Annotated in this window: 19 protein-coding genes; 3 read left to right on the top strand and 16 right to left on the bottom strand. The window is 55.5% G+C overall.

Features of this window, described 5'->3' with window-relative positions:
• Positions 1–305: 305 nt before the first annotated feature.
• From GZH47_RS30525 to GZH47_RS30470, 12 genes are all read right to left on the bottom strand, one after another.
• Positions 306–2,015, bottom strand: a complete 1,710-nt coding sequence (locus GZH47_RS30525) for an extracellular solute-binding protein (RefSeq protein WP_162644857.1) — start codon at positions 2,013–2,015, stop codon at positions 306–308.
• Positions 2,016–2,089: 74 nt separating this feature from the next.
• Entirely contained in the window at positions 2,090–3,913 is a 1,824-nt protein-coding gene (locus GZH47_RS30520; RefSeq protein WP_162644856.1) for a cache domain-containing sensor histidine kinase, read from the bottom strand.
• 1 nt (position 3,914) lies between these two features.
• Entirely contained in the window at positions 3,915–5,531 is a 1,617-nt protein-coding gene (locus tag GZH47_RS30515; protein WP_162644855.1) for a helix-turn-helix domain-containing protein, read from the bottom strand.
• Between the two features lie 223 nt (positions 5,532–5,754).
• A complete protein-coding gene (locus tag GZH47_RS30510) occupies positions 5,755–6,057 on the bottom strand; it encodes a hypothetical protein (protein ID WP_162644854.1) in 303 nt (100 codons plus the stop codon).
• 158 nt (positions 6,058–6,215) lie between these two features.
• The gene (locus GZH47_RS30505; RefSeq protein ID WP_162644853.1) at positions 6,216–7,142 is read right to left on the bottom strand and encodes a DMT family transporter; all 927 of its coding nucleotides are present in this window, start codon (positions 7,140–7,142) and stop codon (positions 6,216–6,218) included.
• Positions 7,143–7,176: 34 nt separating this feature from the next.
• On the bottom strand, positions 7,177–8,640 hold the full coding sequence (locus GZH47_RS30500; protein WP_162644852.1) for an MFS transporter: 1,464 nt from the start codon (positions 8,638–8,640) through the stop codon (positions 7,177–7,179).
• Between the two features lie 97 nt (positions 8,641–8,737).
• A complete protein-coding gene (locus GZH47_RS30495; protein WP_162644851.1) occupies positions 8,738–9,178 on the bottom strand; it encodes a MerR family transcriptional regulator in 441 nt (146 codons plus the stop codon).
• Positions 9,179–9,399: 221 nt separating this feature from the next.
• Positions 9,400–11,583 carry a YhgE/Pip domain-containing protein gene (locus tag GZH47_RS30490; RefSeq protein ID WP_225446287.1) on the bottom strand — a complete coding sequence of 728 codons (2,184 nt, stop codon included), beginning with the start codon at positions 11,581–11,583 and terminating at the stop codon, positions 9,400–9,402.
• Between the two features lie 456 nt (positions 11,584–12,039).
• Positions 12,040–13,059, bottom strand: a complete 1,020-nt coding sequence (locus GZH47_RS30485) for a phosphotransferase family protein (RefSeq protein WP_225446286.1) — start codon at positions 13,057–13,059, stop codon at positions 12,040–12,042.
• A gap of 250 nt (positions 13,060–13,309) precedes the next feature.
• Positions 13,310–13,630: a luciferase domain-containing protein gene (locus GZH47_RS30480; protein ID WP_162644850.1), complete on the bottom strand. Its 321-nt coding sequence runs from the start codon at positions 13,628–13,630 to the stop codon at positions 13,310–13,312.
• 29 nt (positions 13,631–13,659) lie between these two features.
• Positions 13,660–13,965 carry an MTH1187 family thiamine-binding protein gene (locus tag GZH47_RS30475; protein ID WP_162644849.1) on the bottom strand — a complete coding sequence of 102 codons (306 nt, stop codon included), beginning with the start codon at positions 13,963–13,965 and terminating at the stop codon, positions 13,660–13,662.
• 29 nt (positions 13,966–13,994) lie between these two features.
• The gene (locus GZH47_RS30470) at positions 13,995–14,264 is read right to left on the bottom strand and encodes a hypothetical protein (RefSeq protein WP_162644848.1); all 270 of its coding nucleotides are present in this window, start codon (positions 14,262–14,264) and stop codon (positions 13,995–13,997) included.
• A gap of 128 nt (positions 14,265–14,392) precedes the next feature.
• Here GZH47_RS30470 and GZH47_RS30465 point away from each other — a divergent pair, with 128 nt between their 5' ends.
• Positions 14,393–15,031, top strand: coding sequence for a nucleoside/nucleotide kinase family protein (locus tag GZH47_RS30465; RefSeq protein WP_162644847.1), 639 nt, complete (start codon positions 14,393–14,395; stop codon positions 15,029–15,031).
• A 34-nt stretch (positions 15,032–15,065) separates the two neighbouring features.
• Here the strand turns inward: GZH47_RS30465 and GZH47_RS30460 are convergent, their stop codons facing one another.
• Positions 15,066–15,524 carry a MarR family winged helix-turn-helix transcriptional regulator gene (locus tag GZH47_RS30460; RefSeq protein ID WP_162644846.1) on the bottom strand — a complete coding sequence of 153 codons (459 nt, stop codon included), beginning with the start codon at positions 15,522–15,524 and terminating at the stop codon, positions 15,066–15,068.
• Positions 15,525–15,671: 147 nt separating this feature from the next.
• On the opposite strand from GZH47_RS30460, the gene GZH47_RS30455 reads away from it, so the two are divergent.
• Positions 15,672–16,751 (top strand): glycoside hydrolase family 113 protein, encoded by a 1,080-nt coding sequence (locus tag GZH47_RS30455; RefSeq protein ID WP_162644845.1) that lies wholly within the window; start codon positions 15,672–15,674, stop codon positions 16,749–16,751.
• Between the two features lie 176 nt (positions 16,752–16,927).
• Here the strand turns inward: GZH47_RS30455 and GZH47_RS30450 are convergent, their stop codons facing one another.
• Both GZH47_RS30450 and msrA read right to left on the bottom strand, forming a co-directional pair.
• Positions 16,928–18,067, bottom strand: a complete 1,140-nt coding sequence (locus tag GZH47_RS30450; RefSeq protein WP_162644844.1) for a glycerate kinase — start codon at positions 18,065–18,067, stop codon at positions 16,928–16,930.
• A gap of 181 nt (positions 18,068–18,248) precedes the next feature.
• Positions 18,249–19,235, bottom strand: coding sequence for a peptide-methionine (S)-S-oxide reductase MsrA (msrA, locus tag GZH47_RS30445; protein WP_225446285.1), 987 nt, complete (start codon positions 19,233–19,235; stop codon positions 18,249–18,251).
• A gap of 246 nt (positions 19,236–19,481) precedes the next feature.
• Here msrA and GZH47_RS30440 point away from each other — a divergent pair, with 246 nt between their 5' ends.
• Positions 19,482–19,967, top strand: coding sequence for a C40 family peptidase (locus GZH47_RS30440; RefSeq protein WP_162644843.1), 486 nt, complete (start codon positions 19,482–19,484; stop codon positions 19,965–19,967).
• 174 nt (positions 19,968–20,141) lie between these two features.
• Here the strand turns inward: GZH47_RS30440 and GZH47_RS30435 are convergent, their stop codons facing one another.
• Complete coding sequence (locus GZH47_RS30435) at positions 20,142–20,687, bottom strand: NUDIX domain-containing protein (protein WP_318653397.1); 546 nt, start codon at positions 20,685–20,687, stop codon at positions 20,142–20,144.
• Positions 20,688–20,793 lie beyond the last annotated feature (106 nt).

Below are 20,793 nucleotides of genomic sequence, written 5' to 3'. Positions count from 1 at the left end.
TTCGATTGTTCTTTCGATCGCTTAAGGTGATTGGTTTGCGTTTACCGGCGAAGTCCACGAGAATGCAGCATGCGTTCGCTTAAGATGGGAGTTTCCCGCTGCTCATGCGAAAGAACCTCAATACCAATGCGAGTGGTGATTGAGGTTCGGTTTTATTGGTATAAGTTAAGATTCACATGGGACTTAAAACCATCTATTGGTTTTGATACAGCTCATTGCTCGTGTTTCGCTGGTTTCCGGCAATGTACTGTACTGGGTACAGTACATGCTCGGGTTTTGCTGGTTTACAGGCAAGAGGAATCCGCTCAGCCTTTCCCCATCTTCGCCTTCGTTTCCTCGAAGGCCTGCTTAAACCAGCTGAAATAGCTGTCCGCGCCGGCATCTTTCAGCTGTTGAATCAGCTTCTGCTCGTTTGCTTCGAAGTCCGTTTCGTTCGGGGAGCCAAGCACGACGATCGGCATTCCTTTCACGAGCAACTCGTCCAATTTGGTCTGGATGCGGATGATGTCGTCCGGCTTGGGCGGCATGGCATTCAGAATATCCTGCGGGATTTGGTCGAGCGTCTTGACCTTCCCTTGTTCGACATACCGCTTATACGCTTCCGCCGGATAGGTCACGCCGTAATAATTGTCGTAATCCTCGTACAAGGAATTGGCCTTTGCTTCGTACATTTCAGGCGTTTCGAACAAGTTGACGATGCCGCCGTCGCTCATGAGGAAGTGGTCCGCGAAGCCTTGCTGATTGGCGAACATGCCGATGCCCGTGCGTTTCCAGCGATCGCCTCCCGCGGCCGCAAGCGCGACGGTTTCCGGTTTCATGACCGGTTTACCGTCGACGTATTCCCAATGCTCGCCTTGAATGCCGCTGGCGATCAACCGCGAGCCTTGCTCGGACACGAGGAAATTAATAAGGTCCATCGCTCTGGCGGGATCCTTGCAATTCCGGGTAATCGCCCAGGCGCGGTCGCTCCAGCCCCCGGTCGTCACGCCGCCGATATTCGTAAACCCCCAATCGAGCGGAATCGTTACATACCCTTCGTCCTTCCCTTGTTTCAGCAATTGGGCATTGATTTCGGCAAAAGGCCAAGTAGCCATCGACGACAGCAGCGTGCCTTGCGAAGCTTTCGCGACGACATCGTTGTATTTGGCGGTAAACGCATCCGGGTCGAGGATGCCTTTCTGCTGCGCCAGATAGAGAAAACGGGCCGTATCCCAGATCGCGCTTTGATTCGGGTCGGTATAGTCGTTCACCAGCTGTCCGGTAAAAGGATTGAACGGAAGATTGCCGGTTACAAGCCCCAAGCTGCGAACGCCCCACGTAGCCCAATCGTTCCAAATGCTGACGCCGTACGTTTTCTTGCCGTCCTCCGTCTCGGGATGGCGTTTGACCATTTCCGCGATCACGTTCACCATGTCGTCGATGCTCTGAATGGACGGATAACCGAGCTCCTTGTAGTAATCCCAGCGCACGTTCAAGCCGGTCTGCTGATCGAATCCGAACCCGCCCGCGCCGATTTGAACCGGGATCATGTAAAGCTTATTCGAATCGTCGCTCCAGTAACGGCGTATGTAATCCAGACTCGGGGCAAGTACCGGCTGCGCGACTTCCGGTCCGTTCGTCTTTATTAACGCGTCGAGCGGAATGATGTTGTTGCCTTCGATCAAGGCTTTGATATTCTTGTTCGGCACTTGAATGATATCCGGCAAATTGCCTCCGGCCAGCTCCACCTTGAACTTCTGCTCGTCATAGGCTTGGAGGTCCATCGTCACGCCCGTGACACGTTTGATCTCGTCGTAGACTTCCGTATTTTCGAAATCTTTCCCCGAACTGTTGATTTCGACTTTCAGCGTGATCGGCTTCATGGCTGCCTGATCGCCACCGACTCCGGCAGCTGCCGGCGCATCCGGCGAACTTATATCGGAATTCCCGCTGTCCGCGCATCCGGCTGCCGCTGCGGTAATTGCGACAGCCAGACTGACCATCGCGGCCCCGCGTAACGTCGCGCTTAGCTTCATGCTGCCCCGCCTCCTGTTTGGCTTCGAACCTTTCTATTGACGCTGCTCCAGACGGCTGCTCAGGCTGCTCCATCCTAAACCGCCATGTTTCCGGGTATCATCGGAATTCTCATCACGATGCTCGTTTCGACATCCTCGATACTCGAAACCTTGATGCCGTATTGCTCGCCGAAATGCACTTGAATGCGCTTGTTGACGTTATAGATTCCGATGCCTTTCGACGGTTGCCCCTCGCCGGCTGGTTGGAGCAGCTTCCGGTTGATTTCCTCGAGCTTCTCCGGCGTCATGCCGCCGCAGGTATCCCGTACGACAATCGCCAGGTGGCTGCCGGTTTCGGCAACCGACACTTGGACGACCCCTTTATGGCTGTCGCCGTGAATCAGCGCGTTCTCCACGGAAGGCTGGATCATGAACCGGAGCGTCCTGCAGTCCATCAGCCGTTCGGGCACGTCAATTTCGAATCGGATTTCGTCTCCGTAGCGGAAATTCATAATGTTCACGTAATGTTTGACGAACGCGATCTCTTCCCGGATCGACCACATCGGCGAAGGATCGTAATAGATCGGCCTCAGCATGTTGCCCAGACTCGTCATGCATTCCATGATGTTCGGCGCCTTGGCCACGGCCGCCATCCATTTCACCGTATTCAGCGTGTTGAACAGAAAATGCGGATTGATCTGGGACTGGAGCGCCTCCATCTCCAGCTGGCTCTTCTTCTTCTCGGTCTCCTCGTTCTGCTGCATCAGCTCCAAAATGCCTGTCGACATGTTGTTGAATTGCTCGATCAGCTGCCCGATCTCCTTGTTCGACGCCTGTTCCAGCGTTAGTCCGATTTTCCCGCGGCCGACGTGCTTCATCCCTTTGATCAGCTGATGCAGCGACTTCATGATCCGGTTCATCCATAAGGACGAGAAGATGACGATCAAGAGGAGCGATAGCAAGAACACGGCCGCGCTGAAGCGCTGAATCTCGACCACGTCCTTCGTAAAATGCGCCGTCGGCACTTCGTTCACGAACAGCCAGCCGGTATCCGCCATCCGGTAATAGACGACCTGCTCCGGGATGCCTTCCCTGCTGGCCGAGAAACTGCCGAAACTTTGCTTTGCGCCAATGTCGCCGTTATACCGATACGATCGGCCAATGCTGTCCGTTATCGTGCTGGAGATCACGCTGCCGCCGCCGTCCACGATCGTCAGCGATCCGCCCGGCGAGCTCTGTAAACTTCCATAACTGGAATTGAAATACCGTTCATTGACGTTGAACACGAGTACGGCGTTCATCTGGCTGCCGCCGATCCAGCGGATCCCTCGCAGCGAAGATATCAAATGATTGTTCGGCAAGCCGTCCGGGATGGAGGTCCGCATGAAATCGATCGTCGACGTCCCTCCCTGCCAGATTGGCTGCGGAAAGCTTCGTTTCACGCTCGCGTATAACGGCGTGCCGTAGAACGGATATTGCTTGCCGACCGTATTGGTGCTCTGGTTCTGCGACAGTGTTCCGCCGATCACGCTGCCGTTGTCGCTGAAGATGTAGATGGAATCCAAGTAATCGTAATTCGTCAAATATTGCAGGATCCGCTCCGTAATGTCCCGTTCCAGCGAGATGAATTCCAAGTTGGACGGATGGTCGTTCTGCAGGAAAGCCTGCACCTTCGATTCCAACAGAAACGTATTGGACAGCTTATCGACCTCGCGCAGAAGTGTAAGCGTATTCATTTCGATTTGGCGAAATTGCGACATCGTCGTCTCCTGCGTCCTGTTGCTGAAGATCTCCAGCGTCTTGGAATAACTGTAATACGAGCTGATCGACAGTACGAGCAGCGTGACGGCCGTGAATGAAATAATAAGCTGGGCCTTAAGCGAAAACCCGGCAAACCTCATCTTTCCTATGCGCGCCATCCTATTCCGTCACTCCCGTCCAGTCGTTGATCCATAGACGGCGGAAACCGTTCGGCCTGACGCCGGTATGCTTTTTGAATGCCCGGCTGAAATAGCTGTCGTCGGCGAAACCGACCCGTTGCGCGATTTCGTAGGATTTGAGATTCGTATTCAGCAGCAGCTCCTTGGCCTTCTCGAGCCGGATCCGATTCACGTATTCGGTGAACGAGAGCTGCAGCTCCTTCTTGAAGAGCATGCTCAAGTAGTTGGGGGACAGCTCCAGCAGTTCCGCGATCTGCTGCAGCGATATATCTTCGCTGAACCGTTCTTGAATGAACCGAACCGCGTGCGCGATGTCTTTGCCCAACTGCTTCTTAGCTCCTTTGGCGGAAGCAACGTCCAGCAGGAAGCTGCCGAACACGGCGGCGCATTCGTCAAGCGTTTCGCATGCTTGCAGCTCTTCCCCGCGGTTCGCCACGAGCGCCGCTACTTCCGTTTCGCTTAGGACGGACGAGATTGCGGGTCCATGGAGCAGGCGGACGAACAGCTTGCGAATATCCTGCTGCTGGCGGAGCCTGCCGTTCGCGAGAAACGTCTGCATGATGGAAGCCAGCTCGTTGCGGCCGATCTCTTCGTACAGCAGCCATTTCTCGCCGTACTGTTCGATTTTGCGGCTGACGATCTCTTCCACGCCGTTGGCTTCGATTTCATGCTGGAACAAGAGCCTTTCCGTGCCGAAGAAAAATTTCTGGCCGACCGCGCGTTCGCTCTCCCTGTAGAGGTCATGCAGCGCGGCATATCCCGTTCGCATCCCGCTGACGCCGAACGTAGCGGAGATGTTGAAGAACCGTTTCATGACCTTTTGCACCTGTTGGAGGATGCTCGTCAGTTCTTCGCGGATTTGCAGCTCGCTCGACATGTCGCGAAAGCTGAAAATGAACAAGTACCGCTTGTCTTCGTCGGAAACGACCTCCCCGCGCTGAGATTGGTCCAGCAGCTCGCTCAGCACGTTCAGGAATGTGACCCGGATCAGCTCGCCTTTGTTATCGTTGAATTTGGCGCGCACCTGTTCGAAGTGGTCGATTTCCATCATGCAGACGACGAGCCGTTCGGGATGAAGACGCAATTTCAATTGGTCGATGTGACGGGTGAATTCGTCTTTGGAGTAGAGGTTGTAGAACACGAAGTTTTTGATGACGTTCTCTTTCAGCAAATCGGGATTGCGGATCATCCCCTTGGAGGTGCCGATCGTCCGCTGCGCGCCGAGCTCGTCGCGAACACGCGTCAATACTTGATGGATCTCTTCCTCGGTCATCGTCAGTTTCAGGATATAGCTGGAGATGCCGAGCTGCATCGCCTGCCGCATCATATCGAAATCCTCCAGGCACGACAGGATCACGATCCGCGTCTGCGCGTCGGCTTCCCGGATTTTCTTAATCAGCTCCAGACCGTCCATGATCGGCATCCGCAGATCGGTAATAACGATATCCGGGCGTCTCCCGCTGTTGTAATGCGTCCATGCTTCTCTTCCGTTAGCCGCGTCTGCGCATACCGTCATGCCGTACGATTCCCAGGCAACGGAGTTCTTGAATCCCAATCGGACAAGCATTTCATCCTCCACGATCATGACGCTGAACATACGCGGACCCCCTAGCAATCTAGTAAGCAGCCATATGCATAACATACTCCATCGTTTTGGCGTTGGCAATCCGTGCCTATTCGTCCATCGGGCTTGTCCGCCATCGCGCATGCGGGCCGCGCAGCAAGAGGCATCCTCGCTCTGTTCAAGCCGTTCCGCAGCGGAATGGCGTCAAACAGACGAAGCATGCCTAGTCGCGGTATGCCGCTGCTGCTGCCAGGGGCTACAAGTACGATTTGACTCTGCGCACGATGTCGACGACGTATTTGATGATGACCGACGCACCGCCAATGAAATAGAGCGTGACCAGCGTATAATGCGAAGGGTCGATCGGGGTCATAGTGAGTATGAAGTTCAGTGGCACGACGTAGAAGACGATATCCTTCAGATAGCCGATGAACGTCGTATCGAAGGTTCCTGCCCAGAAGGAACGGGCAAAGGCAATCACGAAATCGAGAATCATGAAGACGAATACGCCCCACATGGTGTACACGACCCAATCTCCCAGCGTGAATCCATAATCCATTTATCATCACCACCTTCCTCCACCATATGTTCCATAAAGTGACATGATGAGCGAAAGCTGAAAATAAACGCGAAAAAGGATAAAAGCTGCGCTTGGCTGCTTCTATCCTTCGACATTCTCATGCAGTTATGCTGGCTATAAACGCTGGAACGCTGGCGCTAATCGGCTTGCGAAATACTGACCGCTTCCCTGCTGCTCGAATTGCTCGCTTGCGCCCGAGGCTTAAAGTTCGCGATCGCAACCCCGGCCAGAATCAGAACGCCGCCGCCGACTTGAGCGGCACGAACGGCATCGCCCAGGACGAAATGGCTGACGATGATCGCGACGAACGGCGGAATATTCATGAACATCGCGCTGACGGAAGGCCCGACGACTGCGATGCCCCGATTCCACCAGAAGCCCGTCACGCCTTGGCCGATGACGGCCACCCCGATCAGCAGCAGCCATTGCAGGAGATGATGACTGCCATGCGATTGTCCGGCGAGCGCCTCGAAGCCCACCGCCGGCGTCATCAGAATCGTCCCGATGACCGTCGCATAGATCGTAATTTCGTACGAGGACATCCCGATCGTCAGCTGGCGGATGAACAACAGGCTGACGGATAGACCCAATGTAGCGATCAGCAGGTTAATATCCCCGATCGAGATGCCGATCGACTTGCCGCCGTACAACACGATGCACACGACGCCGGCCAGCGCCGTAACGGACCCGGCGGACTTCAGCCACGTAATGGCTTCCTTCAGGAAGATGCGCGACAGCAGCATTGTCATAATCGGCGACAAGGCTACGATCAGCGCGGCATTGCCGGCGGTCGAATGCTTGAGGCCCGTGAAATAGAACAGCTGGTTGATCAGCGTTCCCGAGATGCCGGCCAGCAGCAGGAGCAGCCACTCGCGCTTCGTCGGACGCCGCATCGATTTGTTGATGAGCGCGACGGAAATCAAGAAGAGCGACATGACGACTAGCCGCGAGAAGGACAGCAGAATCGGCGAAAAATCCCGCAGCAGATAGGCGCTGGCAACATAATTGCCGCCCCACAATAACGATACGCCCCAGAGCTTGCTCATAACGGAACGGTCAGGCATGGTTAGTTAAACTCCTTATTGTCCATAGAAACGGTTATTTATGATGCAGCGTTGCTCCCGCGGAAGCTTGCGCGCGCTTATTCGAGCGCAGATAGGACATCACGGTACCCAGCACCATGAGCGCCGCCATAAACCAGAATACGGCATGCAGCCCGGTAATGAAACCGTTCAGCGAAGATTTGTCCTCCATGCCGACTTGCGTGCCGGAGAAGATGGCGAGCATCGCTTCATGCGGAATGCTGTGCGTGACGATCGGCATCGAGAAGGCGATGCTGAGCATCATGCCCATGTTCGTCGTCAGCGAGCGGATGCCGGAAGCTTCGCCGCGGTATTTTGGCCCAGCCGCATTCATGATACTGCTGGAATTCGGGGAATTGAACAGGCCTGAACCGATACTGATGATCGTCATATAGATGGCCAGATGCCAGAAAGGCGTCGATAAGCCCGTATCCAAGGCCAGCCCCGCCATGCCGAAAACACTGAGGAACAGACCCGCCGTCGCCGGCGTCGTCTCTCCGTAGCGGTCCCCCAGAATGCCGGCCAGCGGCGAAACGACCAGCATGCCGGCCGCAAGCGGAATCGTCATGATTCCGGCCACCAGCGCATCCTTCTCGAGCGCGCCCTGGAAGTAGAAGATCAGCATGAACATGACGCCCATCCGGGCAATCGCATTCAGCGTAGCCGATATAATCCCGAAGGAGAATATGCGATTGGAGAAAAGCGGCAGATGCAGCAAGGCATTCGGATGACGCTTCTCGCAGAGCAAGAAGACCGGAAATAGAATGACGAAGAATAATCCCGAAATCCAAACGACCGGAGAAGTCCAGCTTTGGATCGGTCCCCAAGTCAAGGCGATCAACAGGCCTGTAATGGACAAGACGTACGTGACAGCGCCCCAGCGATCCAAACCGCCTGCTTTCGGAGCCGCGATCTTGTCATCCTTCATGCCGAGCACTTTGAAGCCCCACAAGACGCCGACGATACCGAATGGCACGTTAAACCAGAATGTCCACTCCCAGCCGAACGCTTCCGTCAGCCAGCCGCCGAGCACCGGACCGATAATTTGACCGACTGCGATGACCATAATGTTGATGCCGAGCGCGCGTCCCAGCTCTTCTCGCGGAAATGCATCGGCCACGATTGCCGTACTGTTCGCCATGATCATCGCTCCGCCGATACCTTGCAAGATCCGGAAAATAATCAGGAGCGGCGCATTCTCCGCGAAGCCGGAAGCCAGGGAGACGATCGTGAAGAGCAGCATGCCTGCGATGTAGATGCGTTTGCGGCCGAAGCGGTCGGCCAGCGAGCCGGCCATGAGCACCATGACGGTTTGCGCGACCATGTAGGAGAGCATGACCCACATCGCCTGTAATAGCGTAGCGTCCAAGCCCTTCAGCAAATCGGGAAGCGCGATAATCAACGTACTGAAATTGAGCGCCGACAACAAAGAACCGAGGCTCGTAACGGATAATATCCACCATTTTCTCGAATCATTCATGCTTCATTCGTCCTCTCTTCATCCACTCGTCGATCCGGAATTGCTCCGTATAATTCTGATCCTTGCTAGTACTGATTCTTGTTATTGCTGTTCCTTGCTAGCGTTGATTGTGCTTCAATTGATGCGCCCGTTCCAGGCGCGCGCTGAAGCCTTGCCTCATCGCCTGCAGCTTATCCATCTTCTCGTCGATATGCGCGATGATCGACTTCAGCCTCTCGGCCGCTTCATCCAGCAGACGGTCGCGTTCTTCCAAGCGGGACTCGCCGCGATAGCTGGCTTTGATCAGCTCCAGCTCTTCTTCCGCCTGCAGAATATCGCGTATTTCCTGGAGCGAAGCGCCAAGCACCTGCTTCAGCCGCAAAATATGCGTAATGCGTTCCAGCATCGCTTCGTCGTAAACGCGGTGCCTGCCCTCTGTCCGCGCAACATCCGGAAGCAGTCCTATCTCCTCATAGTAATGGAGCGTCCTCGCGGTAATCCCGAGCCGCTCCGTCACTTCATCCATCGATAATTTGACCGAAGGCTCCATATGCTCCATATGCTCCCTTCCCTCCTTCCGAATGGATTCGTTCAACTTCTGTTATCATAGCAGAAAATCAAGGTTACGTTAACGTTAGTTTAGTAAAAACATCCAGTTCGCGCATGGTGCGGGGATCGTGCGCGAAGGGAAGGAAAACGCAAAAAAGCACGCTTCTTACAGCATCGGCAGCATCCGCTGCGCTGCTCTAGAAGCGTGCTTAACAAACTCGGAGAACGGCGTCATATTCTGGCCGGCATCAGCTGTTCGCCTTCGGCTTCGGGCTTGCGCGTCAAGAAGTAGACGCAAGTCAGAATCAACGCGCCGGCCGCGAAGAGGCTTAGAATGCCCATTTGATGCCACACCCGGTTAAAGTCCCCGCTGGATATCACATCCCGCAAGCCTTGAATGCTGTAGCTCATCGGCAGCCATGGATGCATCGCCTTCGCCCATCCGGGCAGCAATTCCAGCGGAAACGTGCCTGCGCTCGATGCCAGCTGGAAGATCATCACGACGAGCACAACGAACCGGCCCGGCTGATCCAGCCAGGTGACCAGCATTTGCACGATCAGCATGAACGTTAATCCCGTCACGACGGTAAACAGGTAGAACAGCGGAATATGCTGCACCTTCAGGCCGAGCAGAGCCAAGAGCACGGTACAGACGATAAGCGATTGAACGATGCTCATGATGACGAACACCAGCAGTTTGCCAACGAGCAGGCGCGGCCCTGTTGCCCCAGCAACCCGCGTACCGCGCGCCGCGTAAATCGTCGTGAAGACAAGCGCGCCCGCATACAGCGACATCGATATGAAATACGGCGCGATGCCGTTTCCGTACACGGTGACTTTCCTGTCGTCAATGGACGTGATCTTCACCGGATCCGCGAGCATTTGAACCGCTGCATCATCGGCTTTGACCGCGGCTGTCTTCGAAGCGGCTTCGTTCAATTGGTCGGCAAGCCGTCCGCTTCCATCCACCAGCTTCGGCGCGCCTGCATCCAATTCAGCCGCGCCGCTGTCCAGCTGCTGCGCGCCGTCGGCCGCTTTATCGACGCCAGCGGCCAGCTTGCCGATGCCGCTCGCGAGTCCGCCAATGCCGCCGTTCAGCTGGTCGGCCCCCTTGCTCAGCTTCCTTGCTCCGTCCGCAATTGCCGGGAGTTTGGCGTTGAACGCATGAAGGCCGGTATGCAGCTGCTGTTGTCCGGCATGCAGCTGATCGGCGCCTTCGGCTAGCTGCCGTGCGCTGCCGCTGAGCGTATCGGCGCCGCTTGCCAGCGTGCCATTCCCGCTTGCGAGCGTCTTGCTGCCCGCGAGCAGCTGCTTCTGCGCGGCGTTCAGCTGCTTGCTGCCTTCGGCGACCGCCTTGCTTGCCGCAAGCAGCTTTTGGAACCCGGCATCGGCCGCTAGCTCGGGATTGGCGGAGGCGAGCTGGTCGAGTCCGGAAGCAACCTCGCCCGCGCCGTCTGCTACGTCCGCGCTCGCAGCCGCAGAAGCGGTCAGCCCGGTTTCAAGCGATCGGCTGCCGTCCGCTGCCGTCTTCAGTCCCGCGGACAATTGGTCCGCGCCGTTCTTGAATGCCCGCAGTCCGTCCGACAATGTCTGGCTGCCGGTAATCGCCGATGCCGCGCCCTGCTCCAGCTTCGTACCGGCGTCTTGCAATTGTTTCGCGCCGCTTGCCAGATCGCCAGCGCCTTGTCCGAGTGCCGAAGCGCCTGTTTTCAACTGATTAGCGCCCGTCTGAAGCTGTCCGATACCGCTGCTGGCTTGGCTCGTCCCGCTCGCCAGCGTGTCCATGTTCACTTTCAGCTTGTGGATGCCGTCTCCCAGCGAGCGAGCGCCTTCATGAAGATCGCCGGCTCCTTTCCCTGCGTCGCTGAAGCCCGTGGCGATCGTTTCGAATTGGGCGAATATCGTTCTGGAATAGGCTTCGGTCAATGTCGTGGACAACCGGTTCCGCAGCTCCTTGATCGCATTCTCGCCGATTTGTCCGGCAATGAAATTATTGAAGCTGTTGGATTCGAACTCGATTTCCGCCTGCTTGGGATGATCGCTGTCCAGAGATGCCGCGTCCGCCGAGAACGAAGCCGGGATCGTAATCGTGCCGTAATAACGATTGCTCTTCATTCCGCTTGCCGCTTCCCCGGCATTGACGAACTGCCAGGAGAATTGTTCGTTCGACTTCAACTCGTCGACGAATTCCGTGCCGATCTGGCGCGGCTTGCCCTCGAACGCTGCTCCTTGATCCTCGTTCACGACGGCAATGGGCAGGTCGGCCAGCTGGCCGTAAGGATCCCACGTTCCGCGGATCAGAAAGCCGCTGTACAGAATCGGCACCAGCGCCACGGCTGCGAACGTAACGATAATCATCGGCGTGCGTATGAAATGGCGGAATTCGCCGGTAAACACTTGGAAACCTTTCATCATGGGCTGCGCCTCCTTTCCAGTCGTCTTGTTGGTTTCCCCTCGGACTGGAAAATTATGCACAACGCCGCGTCGAGGCGAGCTCGCTTTTTTTGAATTGGCCATGTAAACTAGTTGCAGATCATCCGAAGGCGGGATTGAAATGTGGAAAACGAATAAAATCAACAGGCTGGATAATCTCACTTTTCGTCATGAAATCAAAGTGTCCAAAGCTTACAAGAACGTATCCAAGCACAAAAGAATTCTTGCCCCGGTCGTCCAGTCCGCCATTACCCTGATGCCCTCTTCGGGATTTTCACTTCATTTCATAACTCTTTTTTCAAAAATATTCCATATGCAGCATGCGTTATCCTCCTTCCATAAGCGAATATTCTGATTAACCGGCATGGCGCCGAGAGAATTGGAAAAAGGCCTCCGATTCATATCGGCGGCCTTCTTTCCAGAGCCTTATCGGAATTTCTAACTTGAACCCTTAAACTGCAAGGCCCGGCGAAGATTAGAGTCCAAAATCCCTTGCGCAAGAGCCCTGTCATGGAACCCCCGCTGCAGCAGCTTCAAACCGCCGGCCGTGAGCGAGAGATATTGATGAAGCTGATAGAACGCCAGCCGCGCCGGATCGAGCGAGTCGTCCCTAAGCCGCTCGTAATGCTCGCCGAACCGAAGGTGAAGAAAGCTGTGCTCGTGCTCGACATCGTAGAAGCTCGCCCCTTCGATGTCGATCAGATAGAGATCGGCATCCCCCTTCACCAGCACATGGTCCGGACCAAGCTCGCCGTGAATGAAACCGTAGTCCTGCCGGGGCATGATTCGATGCTCCAGCTCGTGCAGCTTCCTCAGCAGGCGTTCTTCATGCTCCGCCACGGCATGTATGTGCTGCGCCGCGAAACGCAATTGCTTCTCCGCATTCGCAAGCTGCTGGCGATGACACGGCACAAGCTGGTCGTCGCGATGATCGGCTTTGCCGTACGACCGGCTCCGAATGCCATGCATCCGTTTCAAGACATCGGCAAATTGCTCCATCAGCCCTTCCGTCCGGACTGACGAGCCGGCTCCCGCGTTAGTTGCCAATTCCGTCCCCGAGCCGAACAAATACGCTTCCAGCTTAGGGCCTTTCATATATTCCACGAATGCATAATCGAACGGATAACGCTCCTGATCCCGGTTCAGCGCATGCAGCGCGGGCGTCGGTATTCCATTGCCCGTCAAGAACGCATGATTCATGGCGAACAAGTCCGCGCCGTACGAATTCCACGCCGGGCCTTCCGTATCCAAAATGTCTTCTTTGAAGAAATTCATATTCAAATCCCACACGTAGAGCAAACAATGAAAACCGTTGGCGAATGCCACGTCGTAGATGACTTTCTGCGCACCTCCGAACACCCGCGAGATCCCTGCCGGCCGATAGCCGCTTCCGAATGTCTCCATCGCAAAACTTGCCAAGTCCTCCGGATGTAGATGAACGTGAACCTGATCGTCCATAGTGAAGCATCCTCCCCATCGATCGTTTTGCCGGCCGGCACCTCCAAGCATAGCGAAATTCCGAAAATAAATATAGACTGTTTCGGGAGGCTCTGTTATGATGTTGAATAAGTTCTTTGCAAAATCAGGAAGTCACCTCCTCGGGCCGCAGGCTCGAGGTTTTTTTTGTCGTTGCGGTTGAACGAGCACCGAAGAGATCCGCGCTAGTTCCCGCTCGTAACGAAAAAAAAGAGAAGGCACAGGCCTCCTCTCAGTCGGGTTTAGCGGTCATACGGTCATACTTTAGACGAAGCAGGGCGATCGCGCCTGCCGCATCTTCGCAGGTTCGCAAGTAATAGGATACCCATCCGGAATCCGGATAGATATGATGCGGCCGCGCATTCCCCATGTTGACAAGATCGTCGCGCAGCGTTTTCGGAAACAGGACGTCAAGCAATTGCTCGCCGTGCAAATGTCCGATTTCCTGCTCCCGGTATAGATATTCGGTTCCGCCGAAACGATGCGGCTGCTGACTCACTTCCGGCCATGAAAGCACTTCTGTTTCAATTGCCTGTTTAATGGACAATGTCATCCTTCGGCCTCCTATTCCGCTCCGTGCGCCTATTTCAGCTTATCCGTTACTGAACGCATTTTCTGCTCCATGGTCCCCTTCTTATCTCTGCGGTCGTCGATGGTGATCGAGGTCGATACCCGCATCGCGCCGTTCTCGAACGGTACTTCGTGCATGCGCCGGATGACGGCCAGCAAGTCGTCCAGCTCGCCTTCAATGATCGTGCTCATCGGCGTCAGCTCATATCGAATGTCTTCCTGCGCGTCCTGCAGCACGTTAACGACCGACGCGACATAGGCGCCAACGCTTGTGGATTCCGTTCCGAGCGGAACGATCGTGACTTGAACGATTGCCATGCTTGTCCCTCCGATTATGATGGATTCAGTTACTTGCGCTTCCTGCGGTTGATCTCGACGAAATGGAGAACCAGCCAAACAATGGAACCTATGGCGTAAAGCGGCAGCACGATGACGATCATGGTTGCAAAATCGGCCAAATCCTCCCAGCCGCCATTGCCATGGTTCAATTCCACGATGAAAATGATGCAGCCAAGCAAGTAAATAGCGAACGGCCACCATCTTCTTCGCCATCCGGAAGCGAGCAGCAGCAAGAGAAGAATAACCCAAAGGATGATGAAACCCGGACTGCTTTGCATCGTCATCGTCCTCCTCGTTCGACTTGTATCCAGCTTACCACAGCATGCGTCTGTTAGAAGGTATATGCGCGATCAATCGCGAATAGGTGGTGCAATCCTTCTATTTCTGCCCGAGAGGAAGTGTTGAATTGGAGCTTGACCCGCACAATGGCGCGCGATCCCTACATGCTGCCGCAACCACCATCGCATCCTTGATTCAATCGGCGGCATCCCGCTATGCCCGGCCGTTCATAACGGCGCTCGACGGAGGAAGCGGCGCCGGGAAAACGACGCTGGCCCTCTTGGCCGCTGAACGGCTGGCCGATTTGCATCTCGCAACGGCAATCGTTCATATCGACGATTTTTTCGATGCTGCCGTATCGGACGAACAATGGGACCGCTGCACGGATGAGCAGAAATGCCTGCGGTGCATGGACTGGCAGCGCTTGAAACGCGAAGCGCTTTTGCCGCTGCTTGATGGAAGAGCCGCCAGCTATCGTCCCTTTTCATTCGATACGCAAGATCATCTGGCTCACGATGCCGTGACCGTTCAGCCCGCGGCCGCGATTCTGCTCGATGGTATATACGGCACCTTACCGGAACTGATGAATGTGATCGACCTCTCGATCCTCATTCAAGTCCCGCCCGAGATCAGACGCAGGCGTCACAATGAACGCGAGAACAGCGAGGATATCGAATGGCATCGGCGCTGGGATCCGGCCGAAGATTATTACTTCTCTCGACTTCGCCCGCCTTCGTCGTTCGACCATGTAATCCAGCTTGCATAGTCCGTGCTTAAGCCGCGCTCGTCGCGGCTCTTCGTCATGTCGGCAAACGCCGCAGGATGCGCGTCAACTTGTCGACGGCATACGCCAGATCTCCGCGATCTTCCGCCTCCAACTGTTCTAACCTTCCCCGAAGCCCTTGATGAAAGCTGCCCCAGCGCTCATTGACGAGCGACTTCCCTTTCTCCGTCAACTGCAGCCGGACAAGCCGCTTGTCGGTTTCTTCCGCGTGTTTGCTGACGTAATCCTTCTCTTCGAGCTTGGCGATAAGCGGCGTCAGCTGCTGCTTGGATACCCGAATGACGCGCGACAGCGGGGTCATCGCAATGCCGCCCGGATGCTGCATGAGCTCTTCAAGAATGTGCAATTGCAGATGCGTGATTTCCGCCGGCGCTTTCCATTCGTTGCTGTCTGCAGTCGGATTATCCATCGCCCGATAGAGCAGCGGAATGAGCTGCATGTAGCTTGCGGCGATTTGGCCGATCTCTCGTTCCATCCGGTTCCCGTCCTTCTGTCATTTGACAACTCGTTCATAATTATTTATCTTATAGGCATAATACAAATGTATAACCGATTTAATAGTAATTATTTGTTTACCATATCATGTTTAATGGCATGAAACAAGACAGGAGCTGGTCATGCGATGACAGTCGCCGCAACAGGCACCCATTCATTCAGCCGGAAAGGCATTAACTACGATGTCGGCACCCATACCCGCAGCCAAGCCTATTCCTCCCGCGAGCATTTCGATCCGGCTATCGTCAGACGCGAGCTTGAAATTATCCGGCACGACTTGCATTGCAATGCGGTTCGTATATCCGGCCAAGACATCGAACGGTTAACCGTAGCTGCACGTTTCGCGATCGAGCAAGGCCTCGAAGTGTGGTTCTCTCCCTCCTACGTGAATGCCGACGAGGCAGAAACCTTGGCCTACTTCGAAGCATGCGCTTCTGCGGCGGAGGAGCTCCGGAAGTTGTCGCCGAACGTAATCTTCATCGTCGGCTGCGAGCTGACGTTCTTCATGAAAGGTCTGGTGACCGGCGAAACCGCCTTCGATCGGATGCAGACGCTCATCAATCCATGGAAACTCATCAAGAACACATTACGCAAGGGCTCGTTCCACAAGCGGCTGAATGCGTTTCTGACCAAAGCCGTTGCCGTCGTCCGTTCTCGCTTCCATGGTAAATTGACATACGCTTCCGGCGTATGGGAGCAAGTGAACTGGGCGCCGTTCGACTTCGTTGGCATCGATTGCTATCGGGACCGAATGAACCAGGGCAGCTACCGCGAGAAGCTTCGCGCGTATTTCAAACACGGCAAGCCCGTCGTCGTGCTGGAGTTCGGCTGCTGCACGTATGCCGGGGCAAGCGAGAAAGGCGGCTACGGCTGGGCCATCGTCGATCGCGATCAATCTCCTCCGCGGATGAAGGGAGAGTATGTGCGGGATGAGAACGAGCAGACGCGCTATATGGAAGAGCTGCTGACGATTTTCAAGGAAGAGCAAGTTGAAGGTGCGTTCTGGTACACGTTCGTCATGCCGTTCTATCCCGGCAGCGAGAATCCGCAGTTCGACTTGGACATGGCGAGCTACAGCGTCGTCAAGAGCCTGGACGATGGCGTAGTTGCGACTAGCATCGCAAGTAAAACGATTGCTTATTCGGGCATGCCGTGGGAACCGAAGGCCTCGTTTCGGAGACTGGCGGAGCTTTATGCGGACAGATGAGACGAAAGCTGTCGCCATGACAGCTTCCCGTGCCATTTTGCCTTGCCGCACCGGTTAAAGCTGTCGCCACGACAGCTTTCCCCTCACTTATGTCTCCCCTTATGAAGCCGAACCATCCCCAGCTTCCCGCCGCTTCCCCCAGCTCTACTCTCCCCGCCACTTCCCCATCCTCTCACTCACTTCTTACCCACAATCAACCGCATCACATTCGATACGGTCTGATGCAAATTCTCTTCCCCTTGCTTCAGCGCCTCCTCCAGCGGCATCGGCCGCGAAGTAATGCTGAAAGCGGCCTGCAACCCTGCCTCGTACAAACACTCATAGCCCTGCTGCAAGCTGCCCGCGAATGCAAGCACCGGCACGCCCGCGGCCTGCGCGCGCTTCACGATGCCCGCAATGACTTTCCCGTTCGGCGTCTGGCCGTCAATTCGGCCTTCACCCGTCAGCACATAATCCGCGCCAGCCAAATGCGCATCGAAACCGACCGCATCCAGCACGAGCTCGATGCCGGGCTCCAGCTTGCCGCCGCATAGCATCAGCGCCGCGCCGATCCCGCCGGCCGCCCCGGCTCCGGGCACGTCATGCAGACGAAGTCCGCTCGCTTCTGCGATGCGGTCCGCGAAATGGGTCAGCGCCGCGTCGAGCGTAGCCGTCATCGAAGGCGTGGCGCCTTTCTGCGGTCCGAAGACATGCGATGCTCCGAGCGGACCGACCAGCGGATTCGTGACGTCGCAAGCAACGGAGATACGAATCTCTTGCAATCGCTGATCCAATTCCGATAGATCAAGCGTTTCGACCCGCGTTAGCTCGCCGCCGCCGTGACCAATTTCCCGGCCGTCGGCATCTCGCAATCGGGCGCCAAGCGCCTGCAGCATGCCTGCACCGCAATCGTTCGTCGCGCTGCCGCCGATCGTAATGATCAAGCGCTTCACGGTTTCATGATCCAACGCCTGCCGAATCAGCTCGCCCGTACCGTAGGTAGTCGTCAGAAGCGGATTTCTAGCTTCGGGTGGAACCAGCTGAAGCCCGCTGGCCTGCGCCATCTCGACGACCGCCGTTCTGCCATCGCCGGACAAGCCGTAATGCGCGCTTACCGTCTCGCCGAGCGGACCCGTCACTCGAGCTTCGATTAATTGGCCGCGCAACGCGCCGATCAAGATTTCGAGCGTTCCCTCGCCGCCATCGCCGACCGGCAGCTCGACGATTTCAGCCTCGCCGCGCTCCACGACTTCCGTAATCGCCTCACGCATGACGGCCGCCACCCGGTATGCGGTCATGCTTTCCTTGAATGAATCCGGCGCTGCTATTACCTTCATGTCATCGCGCTCCTCGCGTTTTTCTCCATCTTAACCCAACTCAACCGGAAGGCAAACCACCATTCGACGATAATCCCTTTACCCGCTGCCGTTAGCACAACGCCGCTTGCTCACCTATGCAATCAAAATAAAACAGGCTCAACCCCATTAGGGTCAAGCCTGCATGTGGCGTAACGCCGGATTACAGATAAGGCAGGAAATAACCGTACCCTTCAGCCTCCATATCGGCTTTGGGAATGAACCGCAGGGCGGCCGAGTTGATGCAATAACGCAGCCGCGTCGGACCAGGGCCGTCGTTGAACACATGCCCGAGATGCGAATCGGCATCTTTGCTGCGTACTTCCGTGCGGACCATACCGTGGGTAAGGTCGGATTTCTCCTTCACGTTCGCATTGACGATCGGCTTCGTGAAGCTCGGCCAGCCGCAGTTCGAATCGAATTTATCCGCGGAGCTGAACAGCGGTTCGCCCGATACGATGTCGACGTAGATTCCTTCCCCGTTGAAGTCCCAATATTCGTTGGCGAAAGGCGGCTCCGTACCGTTGTTCTGCGTCACTTCGAACTGCGCCGGAGTCAGCTTGCCGCGGCGGGCTTCACGGTCCTGCTGCGTATTCCAATGCGTCTCGATGAAAGCGTCGCGGCCCGATCCTTTGCGGTACATGCGGTAACGCAGCGGATTCTTGTGATGGTAATCCTGATGATAATCCTCCGCCGGGTAGAAGGCTGTCGCCGGTGCGATTTCCGTCGCGATCGGCTTGTTGAACCGGCCGCTCCGCTGCAGCTCGTCTCTGGATCGTTCGGCTGCCGCGCGCTGCTCCTCGCCGTGATAGAAGATCGCGCTGCGGTACGAATGGCCGCGGTCATGGAATTGCCCGCCCGCATCCGTCGGATCGATTTGCTGCCAATACGTTCTCAGCAGCTTCTCGTACGGATAGATAGCGGGATCGAACGTGATTTGCACGACTTCGGCATGGCCCGTAGTATCGGTACACACCTCTTTATAAGTAGGGTTCTCCGTATGTCCGCCCATATAGCCCGATACGACGCTGTGAATGCCAGGCTGCTCCTCGAAAGGCGTTACCATGCACCAGAAGCATCCGCCGGCGAAGGTCGCTTGCTCAAGTCCATTGCCCGATTGTTGTGATGAATCCTTCATTGTTTCGCTCATTGTCATCTCTTCCTTCCTTTCATTTATCCTCTACCGCTATCATATCAGAGATCGGATTCTCTTACCAAATGCCGCCATTCGACAAGACAAGCGTTTACAAATGAGAAATTTCTCACTTAATTCTCATAAAGCCGCATTTTGCTACGAATAGCCCGAAAATTATCCTCATACGCCAAAAACCCTCTGTTTCGGCTGTGTTATAGTGTTAAAAGACAAATGACACCTTGATGGGCTGGAGGGAAAGACATGTTGTTCTCCTATAAACGTTTACTCAAAAGCATCCTTAATGTGAGTCTTTGCGCGACAATCGGCGTAACGGCCATTGCGGCAGGCACGGCAACAAAAGCGAACGCGGCAACCGAGAAATCCAAAGAATTGATAAGTTATGGCGAGAAATACATAGGTACGCCTTATTTGTATGGTGCAGTTGCTTACATGACCAACGCATTCGACTGCTCGTCGTTCACCCAATACGTGTTCGACAATTTCGATATTACGCTGCCCCGTACCTCGCTTGACCAAGCATTGAAGGGAACCAAAGTCGCCAAAGGCTACCTCAGCATGGGCGATCTCATCTTCTTCAAGACGAACGGCTACAGCATCAGCCACGTTGCGATCTATGCAGGCAACAATAAGATTTTGCACAGCGCGAACGATGGCGTTGAAATCTCCGATCTGGACAGCACCTACTGGAAGAAAAATTACGTTACGGCCAGACGAGTACTTAACTAATTACCTTGATCCCGGTCATCAACGACCCGCCTTTATGACAACACATACGAATCCGGAATATTACCTATTCCCGCACAGAAAAAGAAGCCTTCAGCTCCACGATGATCGTGGCGTTGACAGGCTTCTTTGTTTGGTTCCAGAACGGCATTCGTCCGTCCTTCCCCGCTTGGCCGGTTAAACCCGGAACAGTCCGTGTCCGTCCAGCTGCACGATCGGCGCCTTGTCTTCGATCAGCCCGTCGTTCTTCGATTTCAATGCAACTTCGATCAGCCAGCGCGTAAATCCGGCAACGTTCATCGTTTCAAGCTCCTGCATGCTGAAGAATCCAGCCCGGTCCACTTCGATGCCGTCCGGTTCCGGCTCCCCGCCCACGTAGTCCATCGCAAACGCGATATAAACGTTGTGAATGTTGCGCGGCAGGTCGCGGAGCGCGACGATTCCCCGTACTTCCGCGTCCACGGCGGTTTCTTCCTTCACCTCGCGGCGAATGGAATCGTGAATCATTTCCAGCTGCTCGATGTAGCCGCCCGGATTCGTCCAGTAGCCTTTGCCCGGTTCCTGTGCTCTGCGCACCAGCAGCACTTTGTCGTCCCGCAGTACGAGCGCGCCTACGCCGATGCTGTAATTGCCCCAGTGCACGAAACTGCAGCCTTCCGCCGTGCATGCCATCCTCATCGTTCCGTCTACGTCGCGCAGCTCCAGCGGCGCTCCGCATGTCATACAAAAGTTGATTCCCATTCGCTTCACCCGATCTGTCCGATATGATGGTATTAAGCTATACAAGTTCTTCTAAATCATAGCGCTTCTCCCTCGTATAGTTCAACCA

Source organism: Paenibacillus rhizovicinus, from assembly GCF_010365285.1.
GTDB classification, from domain to species: Bacteria; Bacillota; Bacilli; order Paenibacillales; family Paenibacillaceae; genus Paenibacillus_Z; species Paenibacillus_Z rhizovicinus.
This window is presented reverse-complemented; position numbering and strand designations above follow the sequence as displayed.